22 protein-coding genes and 1 pseudogene are annotated in these 25,849 nt (G+C 68.4%); 5 read left to right on the forward strand and 18 right to left on the reverse strand.

The genetic code is table 11. The features are described 5' to 3' along the window. Positions 1-135: 135 nt before the first annotated feature. The 3 genes from HDR50_RS10110 to HDR50_RS10120 all read left to right on the forward strand — a co-directional run bounded on the left by HDR50_RS10110 (position 136) and on the right by HDR50_RS10120 (position 5,579). The gene (locus tag HDR50_RS10110) at positions 136-1,647 is read left to right on the forward strand and encodes an ASKHA domain-containing protein (protein WP_291357999.1); all 1,512 of its coding nucleotides are present in this window, start codon (positions 136-138) and stop codon (positions 1,645-1,647) included. A gap of 192 nt (positions 1,648-1,839) precedes the next feature. Continuing rightward, positions 1,840-3,171, forward strand: a complete 1,332-nt coding sequence (locus tag HDR50_RS10115; protein WP_291358000.1) for a small ribosomal subunit Rsm22 family protein — start codon at positions 1,840-1,842, stop codon at positions 3,169-3,171. Between the two features lie 140 nt (positions 3,172-3,311). Then, on the forward strand, positions 3,312-5,579 hold the full coding sequence (locus HDR50_RS10120; RefSeq protein ID WP_291358001.1) for a vitamin B12-dependent ribonucleotide reductase: 2,268 nt from the start codon (positions 3,312-3,314) through the stop codon (positions 5,577-5,579). A gap of 70 nt (positions 5,580-5,649) precedes the next feature. Here HDR50_RS10120 and HDR50_RS10125 read toward each other — a convergent pair whose 3' ends face one another. The 13 genes from HDR50_RS10125 to carB all read right to left on the reverse strand — a co-directional run bounded on the left by HDR50_RS10125 (position 5,650) and on the right by carB (position 19,686). Further along, positions 5,650-6,651, reverse strand: a complete 1,002-nt coding sequence (locus tag HDR50_RS10125; protein ID WP_291358002.1) for a pseudouridine synthase — start codon at positions 6,649-6,651, stop codon at positions 5,650-5,652. Then, complete coding sequence (locus tag HDR50_RS10130; RefSeq protein ID WP_291358003.1) at positions 6,648-7,853, reverse strand: GAK system CofD-like protein; 1,206 nt, start codon at positions 7,851-7,853, stop codon at positions 6,648-6,650. The genes HDR50_RS10125 and HDR50_RS10130 overlap by 4 nt, the downstream gene beginning before the upstream one ends. Continuing rightward, positions 7,853-8,500, reverse strand: coding sequence for a 3'-5' exonuclease (locus HDR50_RS10135; RefSeq protein WP_291358004.1), 648 nt, complete (start codon positions 8,498-8,500; stop codon positions 7,853-7,855). The genes HDR50_RS10130 and HDR50_RS10135 overlap by 1 nt, the downstream gene beginning before the upstream one ends. Before the next feature lies 1 nt (position 8,501). Then, on the reverse strand, positions 8,502-9,917 hold the full coding sequence (mnmE, locus tag HDR50_RS10140; RefSeq protein WP_291358005.1) for a tRNA uridine-5-carboxymethylaminomethyl(34) synthesis GTPase MnmE: 1,416 nt from the start codon (positions 9,915-9,917) through the stop codon (positions 8,502-8,504). A 22-nt stretch (positions 9,918-9,939) separates the two neighbouring features. Then, complete coding sequence (locus HDR50_RS10145; RefSeq protein WP_291358006.1) at positions 9,940-11,073, reverse strand: R3H domain-containing nucleic acid-binding protein; 1,134 nt, start codon at positions 11,071-11,073, stop codon at positions 9,940-9,942. A 46-nt stretch (positions 11,074-11,119) separates the two neighbouring features. After that, positions 11,120-12,790, reverse strand: coding sequence for a membrane protein insertase YidC (yidC, locus tag HDR50_RS10150; protein ID WP_291358007.1), 1,671 nt, complete (start codon positions 12,788-12,790; stop codon positions 11,120-11,122). A gap of 8 nt (positions 12,791-12,798) precedes the next feature. Then, positions 12,799-13,062 carry a membrane protein insertion efficiency factor YidD gene (yidD, locus tag HDR50_RS10155; RefSeq protein WP_291358008.1) on the reverse strand — a complete coding sequence of 88 codons (264 nt, stop codon included), beginning with the start codon at positions 13,060-13,062 and terminating at the stop codon, positions 12,799-12,801. Next, the gene (gene rnpA / locus HDR50_RS10160) at positions 13,050-13,496 is read right to left on the reverse strand and encodes a ribonuclease P protein component (RefSeq protein WP_291358009.1); all 447 of its coding nucleotides are present in this window, start codon (positions 13,494-13,496) and stop codon (positions 13,050-13,052) included. The genes yidD and rnpA overlap by 13 nt, the downstream gene beginning before the upstream one ends. Before the next feature lie 24 nt (positions 13,497-13,520). Next, positions 13,521-13,655, reverse strand: coding sequence for a 50S ribosomal protein L34 (rpmH, locus tag HDR50_RS10165; RefSeq protein WP_165075306.1), 135 nt, complete (start codon positions 13,653-13,655; stop codon positions 13,521-13,523). A gap of 227 nt (positions 13,656-13,882) precedes the next feature. After that, positions 13,883-14,545, reverse strand: a complete 663-nt coding sequence (locus tag HDR50_RS10170) for a hypothetical protein (RefSeq protein WP_291358010.1) — start codon at positions 14,543-14,545, stop codon at positions 13,883-13,885. Between the two features lie 344 nt (positions 14,546-14,889). Continuing rightward, positions 14,890-15,111, reverse strand: a complete 222-nt coding sequence (locus HDR50_RS10175) for a TraR/DksA family transcriptional regulator (RefSeq protein WP_291358011.1) — start codon at positions 15,109-15,111, stop codon at positions 14,890-14,892. Positions 15,112-15,310: 199 nt separating this feature from the next. Further along, positions 15,311-16,441: a glutamine-hydrolyzing carbamoyl-phosphate synthase small subunit gene (gene carA / locus HDR50_RS10180; protein ID WP_291358012.1), complete on the reverse strand. Its 1,131-nt coding sequence runs from the start codon at positions 16,439-16,441 to the stop codon at positions 15,311-15,313. Further along, the gene (gene carB, locus HDR50_RS10185) at positions 16,438-19,686 is read right to left on the reverse strand and encodes a carbamoyl-phosphate synthase large subunit (protein ID WP_291358013.1); all 3,249 of its coding nucleotides are present in this window, start codon (positions 19,684-19,686) and stop codon (positions 16,438-16,440) included. The genes carA and carB overlap by 4 nt, the downstream gene beginning before the upstream one ends. Positions 19,687-19,887: 201 nt before the next feature. Between carB and HDR50_RS10190 the strand changes: the two genes are divergently transcribed. Next, positions 19,888-20,556: a flavodoxin family protein gene (locus tag HDR50_RS10190; protein ID WP_291358014.1), complete on the forward strand. Its 669-nt coding sequence runs from the start codon at positions 19,888-19,890 to the stop codon at positions 20,554-20,556. Between the two features lie 96 nt (positions 20,557-20,652). Here HDR50_RS10190 and HDR50_RS10195 read toward each other — a convergent pair whose 3' ends face one another. Continuing rightward, complete coding sequence (locus tag HDR50_RS10195; protein ID WP_291358015.1) at positions 20,653-21,276, reverse strand: flavodoxin family protein; 624 nt, start codon at positions 21,274-21,276, stop codon at positions 20,653-20,655. Here HDR50_RS10195 and HDR50_RS10200 point away from each other — a divergent pair. After that, positions 21,275-21,460: a hypothetical protein gene (locus HDR50_RS10200; protein WP_291358016.1), complete on the forward strand. Its 186-nt coding sequence runs from the start codon at positions 21,275-21,277 to the stop codon at positions 21,458-21,460. The genes HDR50_RS10195 and HDR50_RS10200 overlap by 2 nt on opposite strands. A 145-nt stretch (positions 21,461-21,605) precedes the next feature. Here HDR50_RS10200 and HDR50_RS10205 read toward each other — a convergent pair whose 3' ends face one another. From HDR50_RS10205 to adhE, 4 genes and pseudogenes are all read right to left on the reverse strand, one after another. After that, complete coding sequence (locus HDR50_RS10205; RefSeq protein ID WP_291358017.1) at positions 21,606-22,472, reverse strand: WcbI family polysaccharide biosynthesis putative acetyltransferase; 867 nt, start codon at positions 22,470-22,472, stop codon at positions 21,606-21,608. A gap of 31 nt (positions 22,473-22,503) precedes the next feature. Beyond that, a pseudogene (locus tag HDR50_RS10210) lies at positions 22,504-22,905 on the reverse strand (6-carboxytetrahydropterin synthase). Continuing rightward, entirely contained in the window at positions 22,902-23,087 is a 186-nt protein-coding gene (locus tag HDR50_RS10215; protein ID WP_291358018.1) for a hypothetical protein, read from the reverse strand. Before HDR50_RS10215 ends, HDR50_RS10210 begins: the two are co-directional and overlap by 4 nt. A gap of 66 nt (positions 23,088-23,153) precedes the next feature. Then, positions 23,154-25,823 carry a bifunctional acetaldehyde-CoA/alcohol dehydrogenase gene (gene adhE, locus HDR50_RS10220; RefSeq protein WP_291358019.1) on the reverse strand — a complete coding sequence of 890 codons (2,670 nt, stop codon included), beginning with the start codon at positions 25,821-25,823 and terminating at the stop codon, positions 23,154-23,156. Between the last annotated feature and the right edge of the window lie 26 nt (positions 25,824-25,849).

Consider the following 25,849-nt stretch of genomic DNA (forward strand, 5'->3'; position numbering starts at 1 on the left):
GCCTNNCGCCGGCCGCGGGNCCTGANGCGCNCCGGCGACGCCTCGCCGCGCGCGGTCTCGTTCACCGCGCAGCCGGGCGAGGAGCTTGCCCGCGCCATCTGGCTTTCCGGCGCGGTGCCGCCGCGGCCGCTCTGCATGGGCCTCGGCCGCTGCGGGCGCTGCCGCGTGCGCTATGTGGGGGAGGCGCCGCCGCCCCTCCCCGAAGACGAGGTCGTGCTGCCGACGCAGGCGGTCGCGGCCGGCTGGCGCCTCGCCTGCCGGCGCTGCGTGCCGGACATGGCCCCGGGCAGCGTGCTCGAGCTTGAACTCCCCCCCGCTGCGCTTGCCCCCTCTCTTTCAGCGGATGCCCCCACGGGAGCGGGGGCGCAAGAATTGGCCGCGCAGGGGGAGGAGGTCGTTCTTGGCGTGGATCTCGGCACCACCTCCCTCCAGTGGCGCGCCGTGGCCGCGGGATCTGGAGGCGAGGCGTGCACCGCCGGCCGCGTCCTCGCCGAGGGGAGCCAACTCAATCCGCAGGCCGGCGCCGGGGCGGATGTCATGTCGCGCCTGGCCTTTGCCCGCACGGAAGCGGGGCTCGCCACGCTCGGGGGCCTCGCGCGCGCGGCCGTGGCCGGCATCGTGGGGCGGCTCGCGGCCACGGGCCTCCCGCCCGGGCGCATCTGCCTTGCGGCAAACACCGCCATGACGGATATTTTTCTTGGGGTGAGCGTGGAGGGGCTGTGCGCCGCGCCCTACCGGCGCGAGCACCCGGGGGGCGCTTTCGTGGAAGTCCCGGGCCTCCCGCCCGTGCTTGTGCCACCGCTGCCCGCGCCCTTCGTGGGCGGCGATGTGGGCGCCGGACTGGCCGCCCTTTTGGCGGCGGACACGCCGCGCCCCTTTGTGCTGGCGGATCTCGGCACCAATGGCGAGCTCGCCCTGTGTACGGAAGACGATCACCTCTTTCTTGCGAGCGTCCCTCTCGGGCCGGCGCTGGAAGGCATCGGCCCGGAGCGCGGCGCCATGGCCGCCCCCGGCGTGGTCACGGAGTTCCGCCACAGCCCCAGGGGGCTTGAGCCGCTGTTCTTCGGCCAAGGCCACGGCGGAGCGGCTCCCGCCGAAGCGGCGGGCATCAGCGCCACCGGCTATCTTTCGCTTTTGGCTCTGCTGTTCCGGCTGGGCGTGCTGGACAGGGACGGCCATTTTGTGCCCCCCGATGCCACGGCCCTGCCGCTGGCCCGCGCGCTTGCGCAGAAGGTGACGCCGGCGCCCGGCGGGGCGCGCCTCCCCCTGCCGCTCGGGCTCTGGCTTTCCGCCGCCGATGTGGAGCTGCTGCTCAAGGTCAAGGCCGCGTTCGCCGTGGCGCTGGAGGCCGTCTGCGCGGCCGCGGGCGTGGCGCCTGTGCGCCTGCAAAAGCTGGCGCTGGCCGGGGCTCTCGGCGGGCACGTGCGCCTTGCCGACCTGAAGGACCTGGGCTTCGCGCCGGGCGTGCCGCTCGGCCGCATGGCCGCAGCGGGCAATACGGCGCTTGCCGGGGCCTGTCTGCTAGCGGCCTGCCCGGAGCGCATGGGGCCGCTGGCCGCGCTCTGCGAAGGCGCCGCCGTGCTCGAGCTCACCGAAGGGCCGGGATTCCAGCAGGCCTATCTTGCGCATATGCGCCTGGGAGAATAAATGTCACGCAGACCCCCTGCCATCACGCCGTCCCGCCCCGTCCCCAAGGGCCGTACAAAAGGCGCGAAATCCACAGCAAAGGCTCCCGAAAGGCCCTCTGCAAAGCCACGGCCACAGGGGGTGCCCGCTGAGGGCAACGCGCCCCGGCGCGCTGTGCGGCCAGCGCCCAGGCCCTCCGCCGCATGGGAAGTGATGGCCGAGCTCTTCCCGCCGCTGGACGCGGCCGCACAGGCGGCACTCAATCGTCTCCCCGAAGCGCTCGCCCGCGTCAGGCCGCTCACGGGCGCGCACCGCCGCTCCCTGCCGGAAGACATTGCCGCACTTTCCCGCGCGCTCACGGCCGAAAGGGCGGAGTTGCGCCGCCCCTACTGGAGCCGACCGGCCTTTGTGAGCGCCTACTTGCACTATTTTTTGCCCTGGAACCTCGTGCGCCTCACGCGGCTCTTCCGCGGGCTGCCCCTGCCGCCGCCCGAAGGCGGCCACGGCCCGGCCCTCCTGTTGGATGCGGGCTCGGGGCCGCTCACTGTGCCGCTGGCCCTGTGGCTGGCGCGGCCCGAATGGCGTGCAGCGCCGGTGCAGGTGCTGGCGCTGGACAGCGCGAGCCAGCCGCTGGAACTGGGGCGGGCGCTGTTCGCCGCCTGGGGGGAAGAGACAGGCGAACCCGTGTGGCCCGTGCGCCTCGAGCGCGGGCCGCTGGAAAGCCTCGCCTCCCGCGCTTTGCCCCTGCTGCGCCAGGGCTGGCGCCCATGGCTCGTCACCGCGGCCAATGTGCTCAACGAGGTGCGCCCGGCGCGGCGCGGGCACGGCTCGGCCCGCGATGATGAAGATGACCCTGATGCCGCCGGGCCGCTGGACGAACTGGAAGCCGGCCCCGAAGATGCCCTGGGCGAACGTCTCGACCGGCTGCTCGCCGCCTGGGCGCCGCTGCTTGCGCCCGGGCCGGCCGACATGCCGAGCGCGGAGGGCGCCGCAAACAGGGTTCCGGCGCCCCCGGCCCTGCTTTTTGTGGAGCCGGGGACGAGGCTTGGGGGAACAACCCTCATGCGTCTGCGCGAGCTGGCTCTGGAGGGCGGCCTCCATGCCGTCGCACCCTGCACGGCCGACACGCCGTGCCCGCTCTCGCGCGGCGCCTGGTGCCATTTCACCTTTTCCCCGCAGGGGGCGCCGCGCTGGCTGGCCGAGCTCACGGCGGCGGCCGGTCTCACCAAGCGCAGCCTGTCGCTCTCGCCGCTCCTGCTGACCGCGGCGCCTGAAGGGGAGGAAGGCGAAAGCCACTCGCCGCAGCCTTCCGCGCGGGAAGCCCGCGTCCTGTCCTCCCCCTTTGCCGTTCCGGGCGTGGACGGTCTTGCGCGCTATGGCTGCGCCCCTTGCGGTCTCGCCCTGCTGGAGGATGCCGGGGCCGTGGCGTCCGGCTCCCTGGTGCGCCTCGGCCGTGAGGCGCCCCGCCGCGACGCCCGCAGCGGCGCGCGCATCTTCGCGCCCGGCGGCAAGCGGGCTCCCGCCGGACTCAAGAAAAAATCATAAAAATTTTCTCCGTAAATCTGCGCGGTTATCCGTGGCAAGCGGGCTTGCGGGCCTTTTGTTTCGGGCTCGTGTGGCGTATACAGCCCGCTTGGTTTCGGTTTTTTCTCTTTTTACAGACATCAGCCAACGGATCGCGCGCCATGATGCCCATGCCAAGGAACTTGCCCCGGCCCTCCCTTAAGCCCAATACCGAAGTGGTGCTCGAAAAGCGCTATTTGCGCAAGGATCTGGACGGCATCCTGGCCGAAGACCCGCGCGGGCTCTTCTGGCGCGTGGCCACGGCCGTGGCCGCGGAGGAGGCCAGGTATCCCGGCTCGCCCTATGCGCCCGAGGCGCTGGCGGCCGAGTTTTACGACCTCATGACGAGCTGGAAGTTCCTGCCCAATTCGCCCACGCTCATGAACGCGGGCACGGATCTGGGCCAGCTTTCCGCCTGCTTCGTGTTGCCCGTGGGCGACTCCATCGAGGAGATCTTCGACGCCGTGAAATACGCGGCCATGATCCACAAGTCCGGCGGCGGCACGGGCTTTTCCTTCTCGCGCCTGCGCCCGAAGGAGAGCCGCGTGGGCTCCACGGGCGGCGTGGCCTCGGGGCCGGTGTCCTTTTTGCGCATTTTCAATACCGCCACCGAGCAGATCAAGCAGGGCGGCACGCGCCGCGGCGCCAACATGGGCATTTTGCGCGTGGACCATCCCGACATCGTGGACTTCATCCGCGCCAAGGAGCGCGAGGGCGAGTTCAACAACTTCAATCTTTCCGTGGGTCTCACCGAGGCCTTCATGCAGGCCGTGGAGCGCGGCGAGGACTATGAGCTCAGGCTTCCCGGCACGGGCGAAGTGGCCGGGCGCCTGCCCGCGCGCGAGATTTTTGACCTTTTGGTGAAAAAGGCGTGGCAGTCCGGCGACCCGGGCATCGTCTTCCTCGACCGCATCAACCGCGACAACCCCACGCCCGACCAGGGCGAGATCGAGTCCACCAACCCCTGCGGCGAGCAGCCGCTGCTGCCCTTTGAGGCGTGCAACCTGGGGTCCATCAACCTTTCCTGCTTCTATGTGCCCGGCCACAATGACGACGCCGACCCGGCCGAGAAGGGCGTGGACTGGGAGGGCCTTGGCCGCACCGTGCGCCTTGCCGTGCGCTTTCTCGACAATGTTATCGACGCCTCGCGCTTCCCGCTGCCCATGATCGACGAGACCGTGCGCCGCAACCGCAAGATCGGCCTCGGCGTCATGGGCTTCGCCGACCTGCTCTATGAGCTCGGCGTGCCCTATGACTCGCCCGAGGGCGTGGCCCTCGGCGAACGGCTCATGGCCTTCGTGCAGGAGGAGGGACACAAGGCCTCGGCCGAGCTTGCGCGCGAGCGCGGGCCCTTCCCGGCCTATCCCGCATCCGTCTATGCGCAGCGCGGCGAAGGCCCCTACCGCAACGCCACGGTCACCACCATCGCGCCCACGGGCACGCTCTCCATCATCGCGGGGTGCTCGTCCGGCGTGGAACCGCTGTTCGCGCTCTGCTTCACGCGCAACATCCTCGACGGCGAGCGCCTGGTGGAGGTCAATCCTTATTTCGAGGCCGCGCTGGCCGATGCGGGCCTCGCCAGCGCCGAACTCATGGAGAGCGTGGCGGCGACCGGCTCCATCCGGGACATGAAGTTCCTGCCGGAGAAGCTGCGCAAGACCTTCGTGACCGCCATGGACATCGCGCCGGTGTGGCATCTGCGCATGCAGGCGGCCTTCCAGCGGCACACGGACAACGCGGTCTCGAAAACGGTCAACCTGCCCAATTCCGCCACGGAAAAGGACATCCACGACATCTACTGGCTCGCCTACAAGGAGGGCTGCAAGGGCGTGACCGTCTATCGGGACGGCTGCAAGAGCGTCCAGGTGCTCGCCACGGGCGAGGGCCAGAAAAAGATGGACGGCGGCAACGCGGCCGCGGCGCCGGCCCCCGCGGCCTCGGGCGTGCGCAAGCGGCCCGACGTGGTGCAGGGCTTCACCCAGAAGGTGCAGACCGGCCTCGGCGCCATGTATCTCACGGTCAACGAGGTGGACGGCCAGCCCTTCGAGGTGTTCGCCACCATCGGCAAGTCGGGCCGCTCCATCACGGCCAAGGCCGAGGCCATCGGCCGGCTCGTCTCGCTGGCCTTGCGCTCCGGCGTGGCCGTGCGCGACGTGGTGGCGCAGATCAAGGGCATCGGCGGCGAGCACCCGGTGTTCCGCGGCAAGGGGCTTTTGCTCTCCATCCCGGACGCCATCGCCTGGGTGCTGGAAAAGCGCTACCTCAAGGACGAGCATCTGGGGCAGGTCACCGACATCGAGGCCCAAAAGTGCCCGGAATGCGGCGAGGCCCTGCTCTTCCAGGAGGGCTGCCTCATCTGCCCGGCCTGCGGCTTCTCCCGCTGCGGCTAGATTTTTTGTCGTACTGCGGGACGGATGCGGCACGCTCAAACCACCTGCCCCGGGGCGGGTGGTTTGGCGTTTAATCGACGGTCTCCAGCCACGCGCGGACGCGCCGGCGCGCCTCCGGGGGGAGATTGTCCTCCAGCCAGGGCCAGGGCGGCGCTATGGAGCATCGCTGGCCCGGCAAGGCGAGCAGCCCGTGGTGGAGGAAGAACTGCCCGGCGGTGCCGGCAGGCGCGCCCGGGGGCGCATAGCGGCCGTCCCCGAACAGGGGGTGGCCGAGGCTTGCGGCATGGGCGCGGATCTGGTGGCGGGCGCCGCGCCTGATACGGCAGGCCGCAAGAGTGAGCGCGGGGGGCGCCTCCGCAGCGTCGGGCGCCAGCAGGGCAGAGAGCCGGGCGCATGCTTCGCCCTCAAAGCCATGGAGCGGCAGGAATTCCGTGCGCCGCAGCGGCCCGGCGTCCTCGTCCAGCAGGCGCGTGGTGCGGCGGTCATTGGTGTCGAGCCGCCGGCGAGCGGTCACGGGGCCTGCGAGCGCGCCTGTGAGCAGGGCGAGATAGCGCTTTTCACACTGGCCGGCAGCTTCGGCGGCGCGGAAGGCGCAGGCCGCCTCTGGCGTCAGGGCCGCGCAGACGAGGCCCGAGGTGCCCTGATCCAGCCGCTGGAGGAGTTCCGGCTGCTCGCCTGGCGCGAGCACGGGGGCGCAGAGCGCGGGGAGGCACGCCTCGAGGCTGTCCCCCGGCTTGCCGGGGAGGGCCGCGCTGTGCAGGCCGGCGCCCTTGAACAGGAAGCAAAAATCGCCCTGGCGCCCGAGCAGGCGCGCCACATCTTGCGGGGGTTCGCTCGGCGGCTCGGCGCGCACGAGGGCAACAACATCACCGGCCCTGACGCGCCGCGCCGGCTCGCGGCAGGCCGCGCCGTTGAGCAGCACGCCGCCCTCCTCGATGCGCCGGCGCCGCCCGCGCACTCCCTCGGAGACGAGAGGCGCCAGCGCCTTGTCGAGGCGCATGCCCGCGCTTTCGGCATCGATGGTGAGCGCGGGGCCTTGCGCCGCCTCTTCTTCGGCCGGGGCCCGGCTCACGCCGTCCCCCGGGCGCAGATCTCGAGCAGGGCCTGTGCCACGGCCTCGGGATCATGGCGCCCCGGCTCGGCTTCCATCACCATGTCCCTGTCTTCCACCCGCACGCCCATGGCCTCGAGCGCGCGTACAGTCTCGGGCGCAAGGCCGCCTTCATAGCGGCCGTGGCGGCTGTCCACCAGCACCACTTGCAGCAGCTCTTCGGTGCGCGCCCAGGGCGCGTCCGCCCGCAAGGTGCGCAAAATGGCCGCCACCTGGCCGGCCACGCCGAGGCCGGCCAGTTCCGCGTCCGTGCCGGTATTGGGGATGAAGACCTTGGGGCAGGCGCGCCGTGCCACGGCCCGGCCCACGCCGCTGGGCAAAAGATTGGCGAGCACGCTGGAATAAAAGCTGCCCATGGGATAGCAGATGGCGCTCGCCGTGCGCACATGCTCCGCCGCCACGGAGGAGAGCCGCGGGCGGCAGGGCGTGGGGGCGCCGGGGCCTGCGCCGTCATCCGCGCCGCGGCCGGGCTCGTGCACGGTGAGCATCAGCCGCGTCACCGGCGCGGCAAGCGCCTTGAATTCATGCTGGCCCACCACGAGGCTGCCGTCGGCGAGTTCCGCCGCGAGGTGCAGGCTTTCCTCCACGGTGGGGAGCACGGTGCCGCGCACATGGAGCAGTTGGCTGAAGAGCGCGATGGGCGGGGTGAGGTCGCGCTTGTGGCGCAGGTAGCCGCCGGCGAGGAGCAGGTTGCCCAGAGAGGCGAGGCGCGGGTCGAAACTTGCGGGCATGCGGCGCAGGAAATGGCCGAGATGGAGCCGGAAGGCCCGGGCCCAGGTTTCCGGCATGGTGCGCCAGACGGGGTGGGCCGCCTGGCCCATGGCGCTGAGGCGGCCGCGCAGTTCTTCGGGGTCGCCCTCGGCAGGGAGGCGCGCGGTGAAGAAGTCCAGCGCCGCGGGGGGCACCGCGTCGGCGTCGGCGAGGGCGACCAGGCGGTTGCGGATGTCGCCCACGGCGGGCATGGCGAAGGCCCGGCGCAGGGCCGCGGAACTGCCGCCCGAATCAAAGGTGGTGAGCAGGTGCACGGAATGGCGCGTACGGGAGGCAAGGGCGCGGCTCGTGGCGCGCAGGGCCGTGCCGCCGGAAAAGAAGAGCGGCCGCGCGTCGGCAAAGTCGGCGCTTAGGGCCGCGGCAGGGGGAGGGGCGTCCGTCCCTAGCGCCATCACGCGCCGCCTTTCCGCTTTTTGCGCGTGGCCAGCGGCTCGTTGGGGCTGCCGTCGGTGAGGCCCAGTTCTTTCAGCTTCAGGTAGATGAGCCGCCCGATCCAGGCGTCTGTGGCGGCGTATTCGATCTGGCGTTGCGAAAGATCCATGAGGCTCCAGTTGGAGCATTGCGAGCCCTTGGAGATGCGCCAGCCGAAGAGGCTCGCCGCGAGCGTGCGCAGGCCCTGGTTGGGCAGCTTGTGCGCCCGGGCCACCTGCCCCAGGTCCACGAGGCCCGCGGGCGTGAAGGGATGGATGCGGGCCAGCGCCAGCATGTCGTCGCCGATGCTCACCCCGGTCTTGATGATCTCCGGCGAGGCGAGCAGCTTCGCGCAGGCTTCGCCGAAGGGCAGCCAGCCGAGCTGGACGAGATAGACCGTCTTCGCCGTGGCGATCTGGATGAGCGAGGGCGCGTTGAGCTTGCCCTTGCGAAAGGTGGGCCGCGTCTCGGTGTCGAAGCCCAGGATGCCGTCGGCGCGCATGTCCGCCTCGGCGCGCGCCCAGGCCTCGGGGGTGCGCACCACCTCCACCGGTCCCTCGTAATGGCGCAGGGGCATGGCGTTGATCTCTTCGCTCGTGGGGCGGCGGGAAAGTTCCGTGAGGTCCATGTCACTTGCCGATGCAAAAATGCGCGAAAATGCGGTCCAGTACTTCCGCGGCGGTGCCCAGGCCCGTGACCTCGCCGAGCGCCGCCGCGGCCGTGTCCAGCCTGGCGAGGCAGCAGTCATGGGGCTGGCCGGCCTGGATGTCGGCGGCAAGGGCCGTCAGCTCCTCAAGGGCGCGCTCGAGCGCCAGCGCCTGACGCGCATTGGGCGCCAGCGTGCCTTCGGCCGGGGGCGCGGTGTCCAGCAGTTGCGCGCGGGCGAGCGCCGCCAGATCCTCCACGTGGGCGCCCGTGGCCGCGCTCACCTTGAGCGCCGGGAGGCCGCCTGCCCAGGCCGGGGGCCACGCGCCGGCGCCTTCGGGCGCGCAGACATCGCACTTGTTCCACACGAGGAGCGCGGGCACGCCCGCGTCCGCGGCCAGGGCGAGTATCTCCGCGGTCACAGGGTCCGGGCAGCTCACGGCGCGGGCGCCGCCCTCGCCAAGGCGCGCGCCGTCGACGACCACGAGCACGAGGTCGGCCGCGGCCAGGCGCTCGCGGGTCAGGGCCATGCCCAGGGCCTCCACCGTATCGGCCCCGGCTTCGTCATTGCGCAGGCCCGCGGTATCCACAAGGCGCACAGGGAGGCCCCTGAAATCGCACGGCTCTTCCAGAAAATCGCGCGTGGTGCCGGGTATGTCCGTGACGAGCGCCCTGTCGCGCCCCAAAAGCGCGTTGAGCAGGCTGGACTTACCGGCATTGGGCGCGCCCCCGAGCACCACCTGCGCGCCGTCCTGCATGAGGCGCCCGCGGCGCTTGCCCGCGAGCAGGCGCCGCACGGACGCGGCCACAGCGTCCACGGCCGCGGCGAAGGCCGCAGGCCCAAGCGAGGGCACCTCGTCGTCGGGAAAGTCCACGCCAAGGGCCGCATGGGCGCGCAGGTCCTCCAGCTCTTCGCGCAAGCTCGCGGTCTGACGGCCGAGCTGGCCGTCGAGGCGGTTGAGGCCATGGCGCGCGGCCTCGCGCGAGGGCGCGGCGATGAGCTCGGCCACGGCCTCGGCCTGGGAGAGGTCGAGCCGGCCGTTCTCGAAGGCGCGCCGCGAGAATTCGCCGCGTTCGGCCTGGCGCGCGCCGAGGGAGAGCACGCTGGTGAGCGCTTCCTCGAGGAGGAAGGGCCCGCCGTGGCAGTGGATCTCCGCCATGTCTTCGCCGGTGAAGGTGCGCGGGCCGGGCATGAATACGGCGAGCACGTCGTCGAGCTCTTCCCCGTGCCTGTCCAGCATGCGGCCGCGGTGCAACCGCCAGGGCTCGAAATTCTCAAAGCCCGGCGCGAGGGAGAGGAAGACGCGCGCCAGCACCTCCTTGGCCCTGGGGCCGGAAATGCGCACGATGCCGATACCCCCGGCGCCCGGCGGCGTGGCTATGGCGGCGATGGTGCTCATGCGCCCTCCCGGAATGGGGTCGCTAGGCGCCCTCGGGCCGGCGCCGCGAAATGACCACCCGTTTCAGGGGGCCATCCCCGGAGCTCCGGGTCTGCAGGTCGTCCGCATCCTGAAGCGCAAGGTGGATGATGCGCCGATGGTAGGAGGAAAGCGGCCGCGTGGAATAGGGGCGCCCGGTGGCGCGGGCCTTTTCGGCCAGGCTCAGGGCCACGGCGCGCAATTTCTCGTCCTGGCGCAGGCGGTAATCGCCAATGTCGAGCTGTACGCGGACGGCCGCGTTCATGCCGTGCGAGACCATGCGCGAGGCGAGATACTGCAAGGCCGCAAGCGTCTGCCCCTCGCGGCCGATGAGCAGGCCGGCCTCGCCGCTCCAGTCCACATTGGCGCGCACGCGTCCGTCCTCCACGCGCACGGTCACGGGCACACGGCCGCCGGTGATGGGCCGCACCAGCTCCTTGACCGTCTCTTCGGTGAGGCTCTGGAGGTGTTCCGCGTCCAGCTCTTCCAGCGGGGTGCGCGGCAGCCCCTCGGGCGCGTCGTCGGCGTCGAGGTCAGGCGCCGGGGCCGCGTGGGAAGTGTGGGTGACAGACGAAGCGTGGGGGACAGACGCGGGGGCCGGGCTTTCCTCCGACGCTTCCTCGGGGGGCGCGGTGCGGGGTGCTGCCCGGGAAGCAGCGGCGCGCCTTGGCTGCGGGCGCCCTGCGGGGCGAGCGGGGCTTGGGCTCGCCGGCTCTTCCGCCGCGTGGTGTGCCTGAGGGGCCTGCTCCTCCGGCTGAGGCTCGGCGCGCGCGGCTTCGGGCGCCGGCGCTGCCTTTTCCGCTGGTTGCGTTTCAGGCGCGTCGTTTGTTTCGGCCTTGGGCGGGCGGCGCTCGCCGCGAGGTTTTTTGGCCTGGCCGCGGGGGGCGCGGCCCTCCTCCTCGCTGGTGGCACCGCGCTGGCCGCCCCGGGGGCCGAGCACGCTTTCAACCGCTTCGCGCAACTGCACGCGGCGGGCGCGCACCTTGGCCTTGCGCGCGCCCACGATGCCGAAAATGCCGGTCTTGGCATCCTGCACGATCTCGATCTCGAGCCGCTCCCGCGGCGAGTCGAAATAGGCGCAGGCTTCCGCTATGGCGCTGTCGAGATCCTTGCCCTGGAACTCCTTGAATCCGTCCATATGTATAAGCCTCGCCGGAGCGGCCGCGCGGGCCGCCCCGTTTTCGCTATTTTGCGGCGGGCGCCTTCTGGGGCGTCTTGCCGCCGTGTTTGAGCTTCCGCATCATGAGCCACTGCTGGAAGATGGAGAGGATGTTGTTCACCAGCCAGTAGAGCACGAGGCCCGACGGGAAGTTGAGGAAGAGCACGGTGAAGATGAGCGGCAGGAAGAGCATGATCTTCTGCTGCATGGGGTCGGCCGGGGGCGGGCTCATGCGCTGCTGGAGGAACATGGTGATACCCATGATGATGGGCGTGATGTAGAGCGGGTCCTTGGCCGAGAGGTCAGCGAGCCAGATGATGTCCGTGCCCGGCAGATAGGTGATGAAGGAGGCGTGCCGAAGCGCGATGGACGTGAGGAGCGCCTGGTACAGGCCGAAGAACACCGGGAGCTGGATGAGGATGGGCACGCAGCCGCTGGCGGGGTTGACGCCGTAGGTCTTGTAGAGCGCCATGACCTCCTTGTTCATCTCCTCGCGGTTGCCCTTGTACTTTTCGCGGATGGCCAGCATCATGGGCTGGAGCTGCTTCATCTTTTCCATGGAGGCGTAGCTCTTGGCCGTGAGCGGCCAGAACACCGCCTTGATGAACAGCGTGAGGAAGATGATGGCCACGCCCCAGTTGTGGACGAAGCTGTGGAAGAATTCCAGCAGCCAGAGCAGGCCCTTGGCGATGATGCTGAAAAAGCCGAGCTGGATGCTCCGCGCGAGCTGGTCGGAGACGGCCTCGAGCTCCGAGCGCACCTTGGGGCCGAACCAGTAGGAATAGGAGAGCTCGCGTTCCTCGCCCGGGTTGAGCAGAAGCTCCGGCTCCTCCACGGCTGCGCGGAAGACCGTGTTCTGCGCGACGCCCTTGACCGTCACCGCATCCGGGTCGCCGGGGAGCACAGCGGCGAGGAAATAGGTGCTCATGGGGCCGGCCCACCAGATCTTGCCGGTGGCCTGCACGCCGGTGGTGCCCAGCGTCTTGCCGGAGGATTCCTCGTCCACGCTGCCGTTTTCGTCCCAGGCCACGCGCATGGAGTCGTACTGGCTGCCCGTGGCGATGCTGGAATCGAGCGCCGCCGTGGCGCCCACGCGCACGCTGCGGGGCTGGTCGCCCGTGTTGATGAGCCGGATCTTTTCCTTGATGAGGTAGGTATCGCCGCTGAAGCTGAGCTCGCGCACGACGCGCAGATTGTCCACCATGCCGGTGAGGCGCAGGGTGCCCTGCTGGCCCTCGCTGAGCGTGAGGGCGTCCGTGCCGTCCAGCGCCCATTGCCCGGTGCTCCACGAGGGCTGGCCGTTGATGACGAGCCCGAGCGGCGCCACGGCGGCCGTGCGCTCGTCCACCAGGTTGACCAGGGGCGAATCCGGCGCGAGGCCGGCCTGGTACTTCTTGAGCTCATAGGAGCGCAGCGGACCGCCGCCGGAATAGAGCACCGCTTTGTACAGCGGCGAATCCACGGTCACGTCGCGCCCGGCCGAGGGGGTGAAGGTGGGGAGCGTCGCCGTGCGCTCCGCCTCGGCCTTGCGTGCTTCGGCCTTTTCGGCCTCCTTGCGGGCCGCTTCCTGCTTTTCCGCCACCTGGGCCGGGTCGGGCTTGGCCACCCAGCCCATGTATTCGGCCACATGGCCCCAGCCGAAAAGGATGATGAGGCAGAGAACGATGGCCAGGATGAGATTTTTGTTGTCCTGCATGGAAAAGTCTACTCCTCGGACGAAGGCGGGTCGCCGGGGCGACGTCTTGGGGGCGGCACAGGGTCATAGCCCGAACCGCCCCAGGGGTGGCAGCGCATGAGGCGCCTTACGGCGAGCCAGCCGCCGCGCGCGATGCCGTGCCGGAGGATGGCCTCGGCGGCATAGGCGGAACAGGTGGGCGTGAAGCGGCAGGCCGGCGGCAGGAGCGGCGAGATGCAGCACTGGTACAGGCGGATGGGCAGGATGCAGAGCCTGCGGACTATGCCGGCCACGGCGCCTGACCCTCCGAAGCTGCCGTCCGTTGCGGGCGCGTGCCGGGGCGGTCGTGCTTCGCGCGCCCCTGAAGGAGCGGCAGGAGCTCGGCCGTGACAGCGGCAAGGTCGAGACCGGCCTCGCCGGCCTGGCGCTTGGCTACCGCCACCACGTCCCCTGTAGGGAGCGCACCGGCATGCAGGCGGAAAAATTCTCGCAGGAGGCGCTTGATGCGATTGCGCGTCACCGCGTCGCCCACCTTGCGGGAAACCGCCATGCCCGTGCGGGAGCGGGCCTCATGCCCCGGCAGCAGGAAAAGCAGAAAATGGGGGCTGTGGAGACGGCGCCCGCGCTCGTAGCAGGCGGTGAATTCCGCCCTGCGCCGAACCCGGGCCGCCTTGGGATAGCCCGCCAGGCCGCCTGGGAGGGGCGCGCCCTGTGCCGTGGGCCGCAACGGGATGCTCCGCCGCGCCCGGGCCTAGGGGGCCAGACGCTTGCGGCCCTTGGCGCGGCGGCGGCGGATGATGGCCCGCCCGCCGGGCGTGGCCATGCGCGCGAGGAAGCCGTGCCTGCGGGCGCGGCGGATCTTGCTCGGCTGGTATGTCCTTTTCATGTGCTGACTCCTTGAGTCTCAGAGAAGCGCCGCCCCGGCTGGTTTCGGCGAGAGAGAGCCGCCCCCGCTCCGGAGGCGGCGCCGGGCCGCGCGCTGGCATTGTGCCGAATGGGGCTACATACACGGCTGAAGGGCTCGAGTCAAGGGCAGTCGGGGCTGCCGGAAAACCTGCCAAAAATTTGGGCGGGATACCGGCAGCCCCGAAAAAGGCATGTTTTTTGCCGAACTTACTGGAGCGGGGGGATGGGCACGGGCTCCGTGGGGGCCTGGGCTTGGGGCACCTTGGGCGCGGCCGGGGCAGCCGGCGTGGCCTGGACGGCCTTGACAGGCTCGGCCGGGGCGGCGGGCGCCGCGGGTGCGGGGCTCACAGGCGCCTGCGGATGCGGGGTCTGGGCCACCGGCGTCTGGCCCTCGGTGAGCGGCAGGGGGATGGTGCCGGGCGCCGCCGGCACGCAGATAAGCGCCGTGGAGCCCACGCCCTCGGGAACCTTGACCGTGGTCACGGCCTTGGGTGCGGCCTTGCGAGGCGCCCGCCAGCGCTTGCGCGGCTGCTTGGCCTGCTGCGGCGGGAAGAGCGGCGGCACCAGCGCCGGGTCCACCCATGTGGCGCCGGCCATCTTGAGCTGGCGCGGGATGAGCAGGGTGTTCCAGTAGAGGCGCGCGCCGCCGTCCTCGATCCAGGCCTCGTCGAGGTTGACGGCGCCGTTGGGCAGATAGGCCGGGAGCTGCGGCGGCAATTGCACCGGGTTTTGCCGGGTGGGCGGCGTGATGATGGCCGGCCCGGCGTCATAGCCCGTCATGTCCATGGAGGTGGCGGCCAGCGCCGGCCCCGCGGGCAGGCACAGGGTCAGCATGAGCAGGGGGGGAAACATATGGAGGAATCGCGGCATGGAGGTACTCCTTCTCCGCGTCTTATCGGCGGGAATGCACAGTCCTTTAGGGAGGCTTTGGCAGTACTTTCGAGCTTGCAGCGTGGTCGTGCTTCTGTGTAATGCCGAAAGTATCCGTCAAAAACAGCCTTTTTGGTTCCGACTGCGTCAGAGAAAAATTTCCTTGGTCGAGTACTTGAGTACACTCCCTGCGGAAATTTTTATCTTCCTTGTCGGAACCAAAAAATCTTATTTTTTAGGATTCTTCCGGCACCAGCACCCGTCTTCCGCTTCGCTTCAGACGGATTAAAGGAGGATTTTTCAACTGCTTCGTGAAGCATACCCTCTTTTACGTCGTGGCCCCCTTAGTGCATCCCCTGTTCGCGCTCCTCCTGGCAGGCGCGGCACAGGCCCACGCCGGGCAGCGCGTCGAGCCTCTTCTGCGGAATGGGCTCGCCGCATTCCCGGCAGCAGGCCACGCCGTCGATCCACTCCGGGCCGCCCCGGTCCATGGACGCGCGCGCCCGCATCAGGGCGGATTCCCTGTCCATGCGTTCCAGTTCCGTGGCCTGGTCGAAAACATCCATGCTTGCCTCGCAAGGGTTGAGGGCGCCCGGCCCGCAAGCCGGGCCCCGTATTTTCTCTGGCGCAAAGCAAGCGGCAACCCCGGGGGGTTGCCGCCAGTGCGCGGAATGTCAATGTGCTTTCCGTGAGTCCGAAGTCTAGACCATGCCGGCAGCGGCTGTAAAGCCCCGGCTCGTGGCCCGGTGTCTGCTGGGCGGCGCCTCAGTTGCCCGTGGCCTTGCCGATCATCTCCCGGAAGCGGTGGAAGAGGTGGTTGCCGTCGCGCGGGCCGGCCGCGGCCTCGGGGTGGTATTGCAGGCTCATGATGGGGAGCTTCTTGTGCCTCAGTCCCTCGAGGGTGTGGTCGTTGAGGTTGACGTGCGTCGCCTCCACGTCGGCCACGCCGTCCAGCACCACATGGAAGCCGTGGTTCTGGGACGAGATCTCGATCTTGCCCGTGGTCAGGTCCTTGACCGGGTGATTGCAGCCATGATGCCCGAACTTGAGCTTTTCCGTATGCGCGCCGAGCGCGTGGCTGATGATCTGGTGCCCGAGGCAGATGCCCGTCACCGGCATGTCGCGGCAGAGCTCGCGCACGATGCCGATCTCCTCCCCGAGAGTGGCCGGGTCGCCCGGGCCATTGGACAGGAAGACCGCCCGCGCGCCCGTGGCCCGCACGGCCTGGGGGCTGAAGCCCGGCGGCACGGCCAGCGGCTCGAAGCCCGCGGCCACGAGGTGGCGCAGGATGTTCCACTTGATGCCGTAGTCATAGACAATGAGCGGCAGGCCCGTGCCCCGCCAGGCATAGGAGCCGTCGGGGCCGAGGCTCGCGGTCTGCGGCGCGTTGTCATACCACGCATAGGGCTCGGTGGCGGCCACGCGCGGCACGAGGTTGCGCCCCTTCATGGTGGGCAGCCCGAGCGCCTTTTGGCGCAGAGCTTCCTTGTCTTTCTCGCGCGTGGAGATGATGCCGCGCATGGCGCCGTTCAGGCGCAAGTGCCGCGTGAGCGCGCGCGTATCCAGCCCCTCCACGCCCGGCGTGCCGTGCTTCATGAGAAAGTCCGGCAGGGACATGGTGGAGCGCCAGTTGGAGGGCTGCTTGCAACATTCCTTGACGAGGAAGGCCTCGGCGTGGATGCCGGCGGATTCCATGTCCTCGGCGGTGATGCCGTAATTGCCCATGAGCGGGTAGGTCATGCAGACCATCTGGCCGGTATAGGAGGGGTCGGTCAACACCTCCTGATAGCCGGTCATGCCAGTGGTGAAGATGACCTCACCGCCCGTCTCGAAATCGCCCGTGAAGGACTGCCCCTCCAGCGCGAAGCCGTCTTCCAGCACCAGGACCGCTTTCATTCCTGCCCCCGCGCATCCCGCGCATAGTATTCCTGAAGGGTTTCCACATGGGTCACGTCGCGGCCGGCGGCGAGCGCCGTGGCCGTGGCCCGGGCCGCGGCGAGGGTGGTGCAGTAGGGCACCTTCCAGGTNAGGGNNGCGCGCCGGATNGCCTTGGAATCCNTGGCCGTGTTCTTGCCCGAGGCCGTGTTGATGACGAGCGCNACCTCGTGGTTGATGANNANGTCCACGATATTGGGNCGNCCNTCGTAGACCTTGCGCACTTCCTCCACCTCAAGGCCGCNCTCGCGCAGNACTTTCGCNGTGCCGCGCGTGGCGAGNAGNTNGAAGCCNAGGTCCGCGAANAGCNNCGCCACNTCGGCCACATAGGGCTTGTCGCGGTCATTGACCGAGAGGAANACCTTGCCCGAGCGCGGNGGCNTTTGCCCGGCNGCTATCTGGCTCTTGAGGAAGGCCTCGGCGAAGTCCGCGCCCATGCCCATGACCTCGCCNGTGGAGTGCATCTCGGGCCCGAGGATGATGTCCACCCCGGGGAAGCGCTGGAAGGGCATNACCGCTTCCTTGACGCAGGTGAAGCCGCCGCGCCTGAGGCTCCAGGGGTCGAGCTCGTCNAGGGTCTTGCCNAGCATNACCTGGGTGGCAAGATAGGGCAGCGGCACGCCCGTGGCCTTGGAGACNAAGGGNGCGGTGCGCGANGCGCGGGGATTGACCTCNAGAATATAGATGTCGTCCCCCTTGATGGCGAACTGGATGTTCATGAGGCCCACCACCTTGAGCTCNCGGGCCAGCGCCTCGGCCTGGGCGGCGATGTTGGCCACNTGGTCGTAGGAGAGCGAGAAGGAGGGNAGCACGCAGGCCGAGTCGCCCGAGTGGATGCCNGCCTCCTCGATATGCTCCATGATGCCNGCCACATAGACCTCGTTGCCGTCCGAGAGGGCGTCCACGTCCACCTCGATGGCGTGCTCGAGGAACTTGTCGATGAGGATGGGGTGCTCGGGCTTTTCCGGNACCTGCTCGCGGAAATANTCNGTGAGNTCCGCGGCGTCGTAGACCACGGCCATGGCCCGGCCGCCGAGCACATAGCTCGGCCGCACNACCACNGGATAGGTGATGCGNTCNGCCACNTCCAGCGCCTGCTCGAGGTCCATGGCCGTGCCGTTGGGCGGCTGGAGCAGNCCGAGCTTCTCGATGAGCGCCTGGAAGCGCTCGCGGTCCTCGGCGCGGTCGATGGCGTCCGGCGAGGTGCCGAGGATGGGCACGCCCGCGCGCATGAGCGGCACGGCNAGGTTNAGCGGCGTCTGNCCGCCGAACTGCACGATGACGCCCTCGGGCTTTTCCTTCTCCACGATGTTCATCACGTCCTCGAAGGTGAGNGGCTCGAAATAGAGCCGGTCGGACGTGTCATAGTCCGTGGAGACGGTNTCGGGATTGGAATTGACCATGATGGCCATGATGCCCGCGTCGCGCAGCGCGAAGGAGGCGTGGCAGCAGCAGTAGTCGAACTCGATGCCCTGGCCGATGCGGTTGGGGCCGCCGCCGAGGATGAGCACCTTGCGNCGGTCGCTCACCTGCATCTCGTCNCCGGTCTCGTAGGTGGAGTAGAAATAGGGNGTNTAGGCCTCGAACTCGGCCGCGCAGGTNTCNACGAGNTAATAGGTGGGCAGGATGCCGAAATCCTTGCGCAGGCGGCGGATNTCCGCCTCCGGGCGCTTCCACATTTCGGCGAGCTGGCGGTCGGANAAGCCGTATTCCTTGGCGANNCGGAGGATNTCGGCAAGCTCCGGGTTGCCNGGNGTCATGTCGTTGGCGAGGCCGAAATCGCGGATNNTGGCCTCCATGTCCACGATGTCCTTGAGCTGGCGGATGAACCANGGGTCGATGGCNGAGGCGGCGAAGATGTCCTCCTCGCTCACGCCNGCGANGAGCGCCTGGCGCAGNTAGAAGATGCGGCGCGANTTGGGNGTGCGCAGCTTCTCCATGATCTCGTCCACCGGCGGNAGCTCNGCGCGGAAGTTCCAGCCNAGGCCCGGNGCNCCGATNTCCATGGAGCGCAGGCCCTTCTGCAGNGCCTCCTTGAAGGTGCGNCCGATGCTCATGGCCTCGCCCACGCTCTTCATGGAGGTGGTGAGCTCGTCCTTGGCGCCGGGGAATTTCTCAAAGGTGAAGCGCGGCACCTTGAGTACCACGTAGTCGATGGCCGGCTCGAAGCTCGCCACGGTTTCGCGGGTGATGTCGTTGGCGAGCTCGTCCAGCGTGTAGCCCACGGCGAGCTTGGCCGCGATTTTTGCGATAGGAAAGCCCGTGGCCTTGGAGGCCAGCGCCGAGGAGCGCGACACGCGGGGATTCATCTCGATGACCACCATGTCGCCGTCCACGGGATTGATGCCGAACTGCACATTGCTGCCGCCCGTTTCCACACCGATCTCGCGCATGATGGCGATGGAGGCGTCGCGCACCTTCTGGTATTCGGCGTCGGAGAGGGTCTGCACCGGGGCCACGGTGATGGAGTCGCCCGTGTGCACGCCCATGGGGTCGAAATTCTCGATGGAGCAGATGACGACGCAATTGTCCTTCTTGTCGCGCATGACCTCCATCTCGATCTCTTTCCAGCCGAGCACGCTCTGCTCGATCATGACCTCGGAGGTGGGGCTGGCGGAAAGGCCGCGCGCCGCGATGACCTCCAGATCCTCCAGGTTGTAGGCCACGCCGCCGCCCGTGCCCCCGAGGGTGAAGGCCGGGCGCACGATGAGCGGGAAGGGCAGGGTGTTGCCGAGCTCACGCACCTCCTCCATGTTGTGCGCGATGCCGCTGGCCGGCATCTTGAGGCCGATGTTTTCCATGGCCTTGCTGAAGAGCTCGCGGCTCTCGGCCTTTTCGATGACCTCGGCGCGCGCGCCGATGATCTCCACCCCGTATTCCGCCAAAACGCCGCTCTTGAACAGCTCAAGAGCGGCGTTCAATGCCGTCTGCCCGCCGAGGGTGGGGAGCAGCGCGTCCGGCCGTTCCTTGCGGATGACGGCGGCGAGCGTGTCGTGCTCGATGGGTTCCACATAGGTGGCGTCGGCCATTTGCGGGTCAGTCATGATGGTGGCCGGGTTGGAGTTGACGAGGACGACCTCGTACCCCTCCTCCTTGAGGGCCTTGACGGCCTGCGAGCCGGAATAGTCGAACTCGCAGCCCTGGCCGATGATGATCGGGCCCGCGCCGATGACGAGGATCTTGTGAAGGTCCGTACGCTTGGGCATGGATTCTCCTGCGATGAGGAACGCGCGGGCGCCCGAAGCCGCCGCGCAGGTGGGCAAACAGCCTTTTTTACGTTGTGGAGGCCCCGCGGTCAAGCCGCAAGTGCGCGCCCGGAGAGGAGGGGCGCGGGGCGGGCTCGCGCCCTTTACAGCGGGACGATTTGCGGGGATACTGGAAGCCGCCATCATCCCAAGGAGGCAGACATGCAGATCTATGGCATCAACGGCAGCCCGCGCACCAGCTGGAACACGGGCACCATCCTCCAGAATGTGCTCGACGGCTTTGCCGAAAGCCGGGACGACGCGCTCACGGAAAAGATCGACCTCTACAGCCTCAGCTACAAGGGCTGTGTGAGCTGTTTCGAGTGCAAGCGCCTGGGCGGGCCCTCCTATGGCCGCTGCGCCGTCAAGGATCAGCTCGGGCCGCTGCTCCCCAACATCCTGCAGGCGGACGCGCTCGTCATCGCCTCGCCCATTTATTTCAGCGACATCACGGGCATGATGCGCTGCTTCCTCGAGCGCCTGCTCTTCCCGCTCTTCGTCTATGACAAGGATTACAGCTCGCTCGCGCCCAAGAAGCTGCACACGGCCTTTGTCTACACCATGAACGTGCCGCGCGACCGCATGGAACGCATGCAGTACCCCGAGCGGCTGGCGCCCATGGAATCCTTCGTGGGCCGCTGCTTCGGCCACGAGCCGCGCAAGCTCTATGTGTGCGACACCTACCAGTTCAAAGACTATTCCAAGTACAAGATGGAGGTCTTTTCCGAGGCCGAGAAGGCCCGGCAGCGGGAGATGGAATTCCCCATCGACTGCCGCCGCGCCCGCGAGCTCGGCGCGGCCCTTGCCGCCGATGTAGCCGGCGAGCCGTAGGCCGCAAGGCGCGCTGCAAGAGAGTGGAAGAAAACAGCCCGGTCATCTCTGGTGATGGCCGGGCTTTTCGGTGAGCGGGGAGCGGAATCCGCGCCCTCAGCGGATAAAGTTGGTCGCCACCCAGGGTTCGGGCGTGGGCGGTTCGATGCCCGCCTTCTTGCCGGCCTCGATGCACTTGAGCAGCCACGCCATGTTGTCGCCGAGCGTGCGCATGGTCTGGAGGCCCTCGAGGTCCTGCACGGTCTCCTCGGGCATGTTGCCGTGCACGGAGTTCCAGTATTGCGAGGCCACCACGGGCATGCGCGCGATGGTGAAATACTTGTTCAGGCGGTCAAAGGAGGCGCTGGCCCCGCCGCGCCGGCAGCTCACCACACAGGCCGCGGGCTTGAAGGCATAGGGCGCGGACTTGAGGAAGAACACGCGGTCAAGGAAGGCGCAGACCGTGGCATTGGGCCCGGCATAGTACACGGGCGAGCCCACCACCAGGCCGTCGGCCGCGCGCAGAAGGTCGATGCCCTCGTTCACCGGGTCGTCCTTGAAGATGCAATAGCCCGTGTCGCGGCACTTGCCGCAGGCGATACAGCCGCGCACGGCCTTGCTGCCCACCTGCATGATCGTGGTGTCGATGCCGTGCTTTTCCAGTTGCCTGGCCACTTCGTTGAGGGCGGTCCAGGTGCTTCCCTTGGGATGCGGGCTTCCGTTGACGAGCAGGACGTTCATGGCGGTCTCCTTTGCCGTTGGTGTTGTGGCTGTGCTGCCTGTGTACCGCCGAAATTATCCGTCAAAAACAGCCTTTTTGCTGCTGGCTACGTCAGAAAAAAATTTCCTCGGTCGAGTACTTAAGTACACTCCCTTCGGAAATTATTTTTCTTCCTTGCCAGCAACAAAAAATCTTATTTTTTAGGATTCTTCCGGCACGAGCACCCGTCTTTCGCTTCGCTCCAGACGGGATTAAGGAACAACTGTTAACTGTATTGGGGCGTATGACCTTCCCGGTGTGGTGCTGTGAGGCACTTGGGGCTGGAGCCCCGCGCCGCATCGAGTCTACGTCAGGCCGGCTTCGTAGGCAATGCGCGGGCCGCCGCGTCCTCGCCCATGCCGCGCAAAAAGCCCACCAGGTCGCGCACCCCGTGCGCCCGGCAGGAGAGATACGCGGAAGTATATTCCTGGTGCGTGAGGCTTGTGCCGAACACCGGGTAGCGGCGCTCCCGGTTCGCAAAGCCGAGACCGAGGCGCGGTCCCAGGGCCGGGTGCAGGGGCAGCCAGAACTCGTCCTGCGGGTGCACATAGGCGGCGCGCACGCTCGCGGGCAGCGGACCGAGGCCCAGCAGGCGCAGCAACTCCTCCGCCATATGGAAGAGCAGCGTGTTGCCCGGGTGGTTCACGGTGAGAAACATCTGCTCCTCGCGCCAGCGCTCGCGCAGGATGTGGGCCGTGCGGATGGGGCCGTCCGCTTCCTTGGCCTCCTCGCGGGCGAGGGAATCCTCGGCCACGGCCGCCACGTCCCCCAGAAGCGCCGGGTCGCCCTTGAGGTAGAGGCGCAGCGCGTCCTCCGGGGAAAGGCCTGCTCCGAGCAGCTTTTCCAGCAGGCTGTCTGCAAAGTCGATGCCCTTGAAGGCATTGGTCCAGAAGGGCCAGTAACCCTTGAAAAAGAGGTTGGGNAGGATGATGGCCTGNGCNTCCGGNCCNAGGCGCGGCAGNAGGCGCTCGGTGGNNATNTCGCCCCAGCGCGGGGCGAGCCGCTGGTGCAGGAAGAGCCGGCAGACCGCAAGGTCGCGGTCGGCAACCTCCTCGCGCGTGTAATTGCAGAGCTGGCGNATCTCGAAANGCCGCGCNAAGGCNGGNGTNTTCTCCANCAGNGGCCGCAGNGCGTCGCCCTGGCANTTGGCGTGGAGGATGCAGAGGGNCTTNGCCATGNNCNGGCCTTTGCGGCGGNGGGGTGAGGGCTTATCCCTCCATNTAAGTGGCGNTNTGGCTNGCGCGCTCGCTCACGCTCACGCTCACNAGGCGCACNNTGGCGNCCTGCGGGTCGNCGCTTGCNGCNAGCCGCGCGGCCACGTCGNGGAAGATNTGNCGCGCCAGNTTNTCCGAGGAGGGGTTANNNNCGTCAAAGGGCGGCGTNTCGTTGAGCATNCNGTGGTCGAGNTCGGCGAGNGNNGCGCGCANCGCNCCCTTGAGCGTNCCGAAATCCANCAGTATCTCNGTGTCCGGGGCNAGTTCCGTCCCCTCCACGCAGAGTTCCACGCCGAAATTGTGGCCGTGCGGGTTCTCGCACTTGCCCTGATAGTGCCGGAGCGCGTGCGCGGCGGCNAATTCCTCGCGCACGGTGAGCCGCCAGAGGCCGCTCATCCNACTATCCACCACATGACGCAGGCNGAGATGAAGGTCACGACGATGGCCGTGACGATGCGCATGTNCTGGTTCCACTCGAAGGGCGAGTGCTGCGGCTCCAGCTCCACCGNGCCCTCGGGCTCGTTTTCCGAAGGCCGGGAGGGCACGAAGAGGCGTTCCAGCCANGAGAGAAAGGACATGNTGCCTCCGCGCGCTCANGGCGGNCGGCGCGCCCNCGGNNNGAGGACGCGCCGCCCGGAAGCGCGCTAGTTTTTNNTCAGCTCGGCCTTGAGCGGTTCGCCGTAATAGGCCTTGCGNTAGAGTTCCTTGAGCTCGGAAATGAGCGGATAGCGCGGGTTGGANACCGTGCACTGGTCGTCGAAGGCGTGNTCGGACATCTCGTCGAGCTTGGCGAGGAAGTCGGCCTCGGCGATGCCCGCGTCGCGCAGCGACTTNGGGATGTTNAGGTCNCGCTTGAGCTGCTCGATGGCGCGCACGAGGCGNGCNGTCTTTTCNGCCCNGGCCTCGGGGCCGTCGCCNTCCACGTCGTCGGCGAGGTGCAGCATGTCCGCGATGCGCGCGTAGCGCCCCTTCACCCAGGGNTACTTGTACTGCGGCAGCATNCCCTGCTTGGTGGGCGTGTCCGTGGCGTTGTACTCGATGACATAGGACAGCATGATGGCGTTGGCGAGNCCGTGGGGCAGGTGGAANTACGAGCCCAGGGTGTGCGCCAGCGAATGGCAGATNCCGAGNAAGGCGTTGGCGAAGGCCATGCCCGCCATGGTGGCCGCNTAGTGGATCTTCTCGCGCGGCACGAGCCTGTCCTCGCCGCCCTCNTAGGATTTGCGNAGNTACTTGAAGACGAGGCGNATGGCCTCCATGGCCTGCCCGTCNGCGAAGTTNGTCGCCANNGTNGAGGTATAGGCCTCGANGGCGTGGGTCAGCACGTCCAGNCCCGCGTTGGCGATGAGCGAGGGCGGNAGGTCCATGACGAATTCCGGGTCCACGATGGCCATGTCNGGCGTGAGCGCGTANTCGGCCACCGGGTACTTGACGCCGGTCTTGTTGTCCGTGATGACCGCGAAGGGCGTGACCTCGGAGCCCGTGCCCGANGTGGTGGGGATGGCCACCATGAGCGCCTTCTTGCCGAGCTCGGGGAAGGAGACCACGCGNTTNCNGATGTCCATGAAGCGCAGGGCGATGTCCTCGAAGCGGATGTCCGGCTTTTCGTAGAGCAGCCAGATNATCTTGGCCGCGTCCATGGGCGAGCCGCCGCCGAGGGCGATGAAGAGGTCGGGCTGGAAGGCGTTGACCATGTCCAGCGCCTTGCGCGCGGTGTCGATGTCCGGGTCCGGGAGCACGCCCGAGAACACGCGCACGTCCATGCCCATGTTCTCCAGCACTTCCTGCACTTTGTGGACGTGGCCGAGCTTGACCATGGTCTCGTCGGTGATGATGCAGGCGCGGCGCCGGTCGGANAGCTCCTCCAGGGCCGGCTTGAGCGCNCCGAGCTTGAAGTAGATCTTGGAGGGCACGCGGAACCAGAGCATGTTCTCGCGGCGCGCGGCCACGGTCTTGACATTCATGAGGTGCTTCACCCCGATGTTTTCGCTCACGGAATTGCCGCCCCAGCTGCCGCAGCCCAGCGTGAGGGAGGGCGCCACGCGGAAGTTGTAGACATCGCCGATGGCGCCCTGNGCGGCCGGCATGTTCACGAGCGTGCGGCCCGTGGTCATGGTGTCCTCAAAGGCGCGGATGTGGGCGTCGTTGGTCTCGCGGGTGTAGAGCACCGAGGTGTGCCCGGCGCCGCCGAGCTCCACCAGCTCCTCGGCCGTGGCGAGGCAGGCCGCGTAGTCGGGCCGGCGGTAGAAGCCGAGCACCGGCGAGAGCTTTTCGTGCGCGAAGGGGTCGTCGGCGCGCACTTCGTCGCGCTCGGCCATGAGCACCTTGGTGCCCTCGGGCACGGTGATGCCCGCCATCTCGGCGATGCGCTCGGCGGACTGGCCCACGATGGCGCTGTTGAGGGCGCCGTTGACGAAGATGGTTTTCGCGAGCTTCTCGGCCTNNTCCTNGTCGGCGAAAAAGGCGCCNCGNCGGATGAATTCCTCGCGCACGGCGTCGGCCACCGGGGCCTCGGCNANNACNGTCTGCTCCGAGGCGCAGATCATGCCGTTGTCAAAGGTCTTGCTGAGCAGGATGGAGTTNACCGCCATCTTGATGTCNGCCGTGGCGTCGATGATGACNGGCGTGTTGCCCGCGCCCACGCCGATGGCCGGCGTGCCGGAGCTGTAGGCCGCNNGCACCATGCCNGGNCCGCCCGTGGCGAGGATGAGGTTGATGTGCGGGTGGCTCATGAGNGCCTGNGTGAGCTCGGGCGTNGGCTCCTCGATGCAGTCGATGATGCCCTCNGGGGCCCCGGCCTCCACGGCGGCGCGNAGGATGGTCATGGCCGCCTCGCGNGTGCTCTTNNTGGCGCGCGGGTGNGGCGAAAAGATGATGCCGTTGCGCGTCTTNAGCGCCAGCAGGGCCTTGAAGATGGCCGTGGACGTGGGGTTGGTGGTGGGCACGATGCCNGCCACGAGCCCGAGCGGCGCNGCGATCTCNCGNTAGCCGGAGACCGGGTCGTCCTCGATGACGCCGCAGGTCTTGCTGTCCTTGTACTTGTTGTAGATGTATTCCGANGCNAAGTGGTTCTTGATGACCTTGTCTTCCACGATGCCCATGCCGGTCTCGGCCNCGGCCATCTTGGCGAGCTCGATGCGCTTGGAGGTNGCCACCGCNGCNGCGTGCTGGAAGATCTCGTCCACCTGCTTCTGGTCATANTNNGCGAACTTGGCCTGGGCGGCGCGCACGCGCTCCACCATGGCGTCGAGCTTTTCGCGGGGCGNAAGCTCGNCCGGGGCCTTGGTNTTTGCCGTNTCGGTTTTCTTGCTCATGNTNTCCTCGTNNNGCTGGTGGCGCG

It is taken from the genome of Desulfovibrio sp. (assembly GCF_014803725.1).
Taxonomy (GTDB): Bacteria; Desulfobacterota; Desulfovibrionia; order Desulfovibrionales; family Desulfovibrionaceae; genus Desulfovibrio.

Coding starts and splice junctions, on each gene's coding strand:
- HDR50_RS10110 (WP_291357999.1), top strand. CDS start 136: ATGGGCCTCGGCCGCTGCGGGCGCTGCCGCGTGCGCTATGTGGGGGAG.
- HDR50_RS10115 (WP_291358000.1), top strand. CDS start 1,840: ATGGCCGAGCTCTTCCCGCCGCTGGACGCGGCCGCACAGGCGGCACTC.
- HDR50_RS10120 (WP_291358001.1), top strand. CDS start 3,312: ATGATGCCCATGCCAAGGAACTTGCCCCGGCCCTCCCTTAAGCCCAAT.
- HDR50_RS10130 (WP_291358003.1), bottom strand. CDS start 7,853: ATGGCGCTAGGGACGGACGCCCCTCCCCCTGCCGCGGCCCTAAGCGCC.
- HDR50_RS10135 (WP_291358004.1), bottom strand. CDS start 8,500: ATGGACCTCACGGAACTTTCCCGCCGCCCCACGAGCGAAGAGATCAAC.
- mnmE (WP_291358005.1), bottom strand. CDS start 9,917: ATGAGCACCATCGCCGCCATAGCCACGCCGCCGGGCGCCGGGGGTATC.
- HDR50_RS10145 (WP_291358006.1), bottom strand. CDS start 11,073: ATGGACGGATTCAAGGAGTTCCAGGGCAAGGATCTCGACAGCGCCATA.
- yidC (WP_291358007.1), bottom strand. CDS start 12,790: ATGCAGGACAACAAAAATCTCATCCTGGCCATCGTTCTCTGCCTCATC.
- rpmH (WP_165075306.1), bottom strand. CDS start 13,655: ATGAAAAGGACATACCAGCCGAGCAAGATCCGCCGCGCCCGCAGGCAC.
- HDR50_RS10170 (WP_291358010.1), bottom strand. CDS start 14,545: ATGCCGCGATTCCTCCATATGTTTCCCCCCCTGCTCATGCTGACCCTG.
- HDR50_RS10175 (WP_291358011.1), bottom strand. CDS start 15,111: ATGGATGTTTTCGACCAGGCCACGGAACTGGAACGCATGGACAGGGAA.
- carA (WP_291358012.1), bottom strand. CDS start 16,441: ATGAAAGCGGTCCTGGTGCTGGAAGACGGCTTCGCGCTGGAGGGGCAG.
- HDR50_RS10190 (WP_291358014.1), top strand. CDS start 19,888: ATGCAGATCTATGGCATCAACGGCAGCCCGCGCACCAGCTGGAACACG.
- HDR50_RS10200 (WP_291358016.1), top strand. CDS start 21,275: ATGGCGGTCTCCTTTGCCGTTGGTGTTGTGGCTGTGCTGCCTGTGTAC.
- HDR50_RS10195 (WP_291358015.1), bottom strand. CDS start 21,276: ATGAACGTCCTGCTCGTCAACGGAAGCCCGCATCCCAAGGGAAGCACC.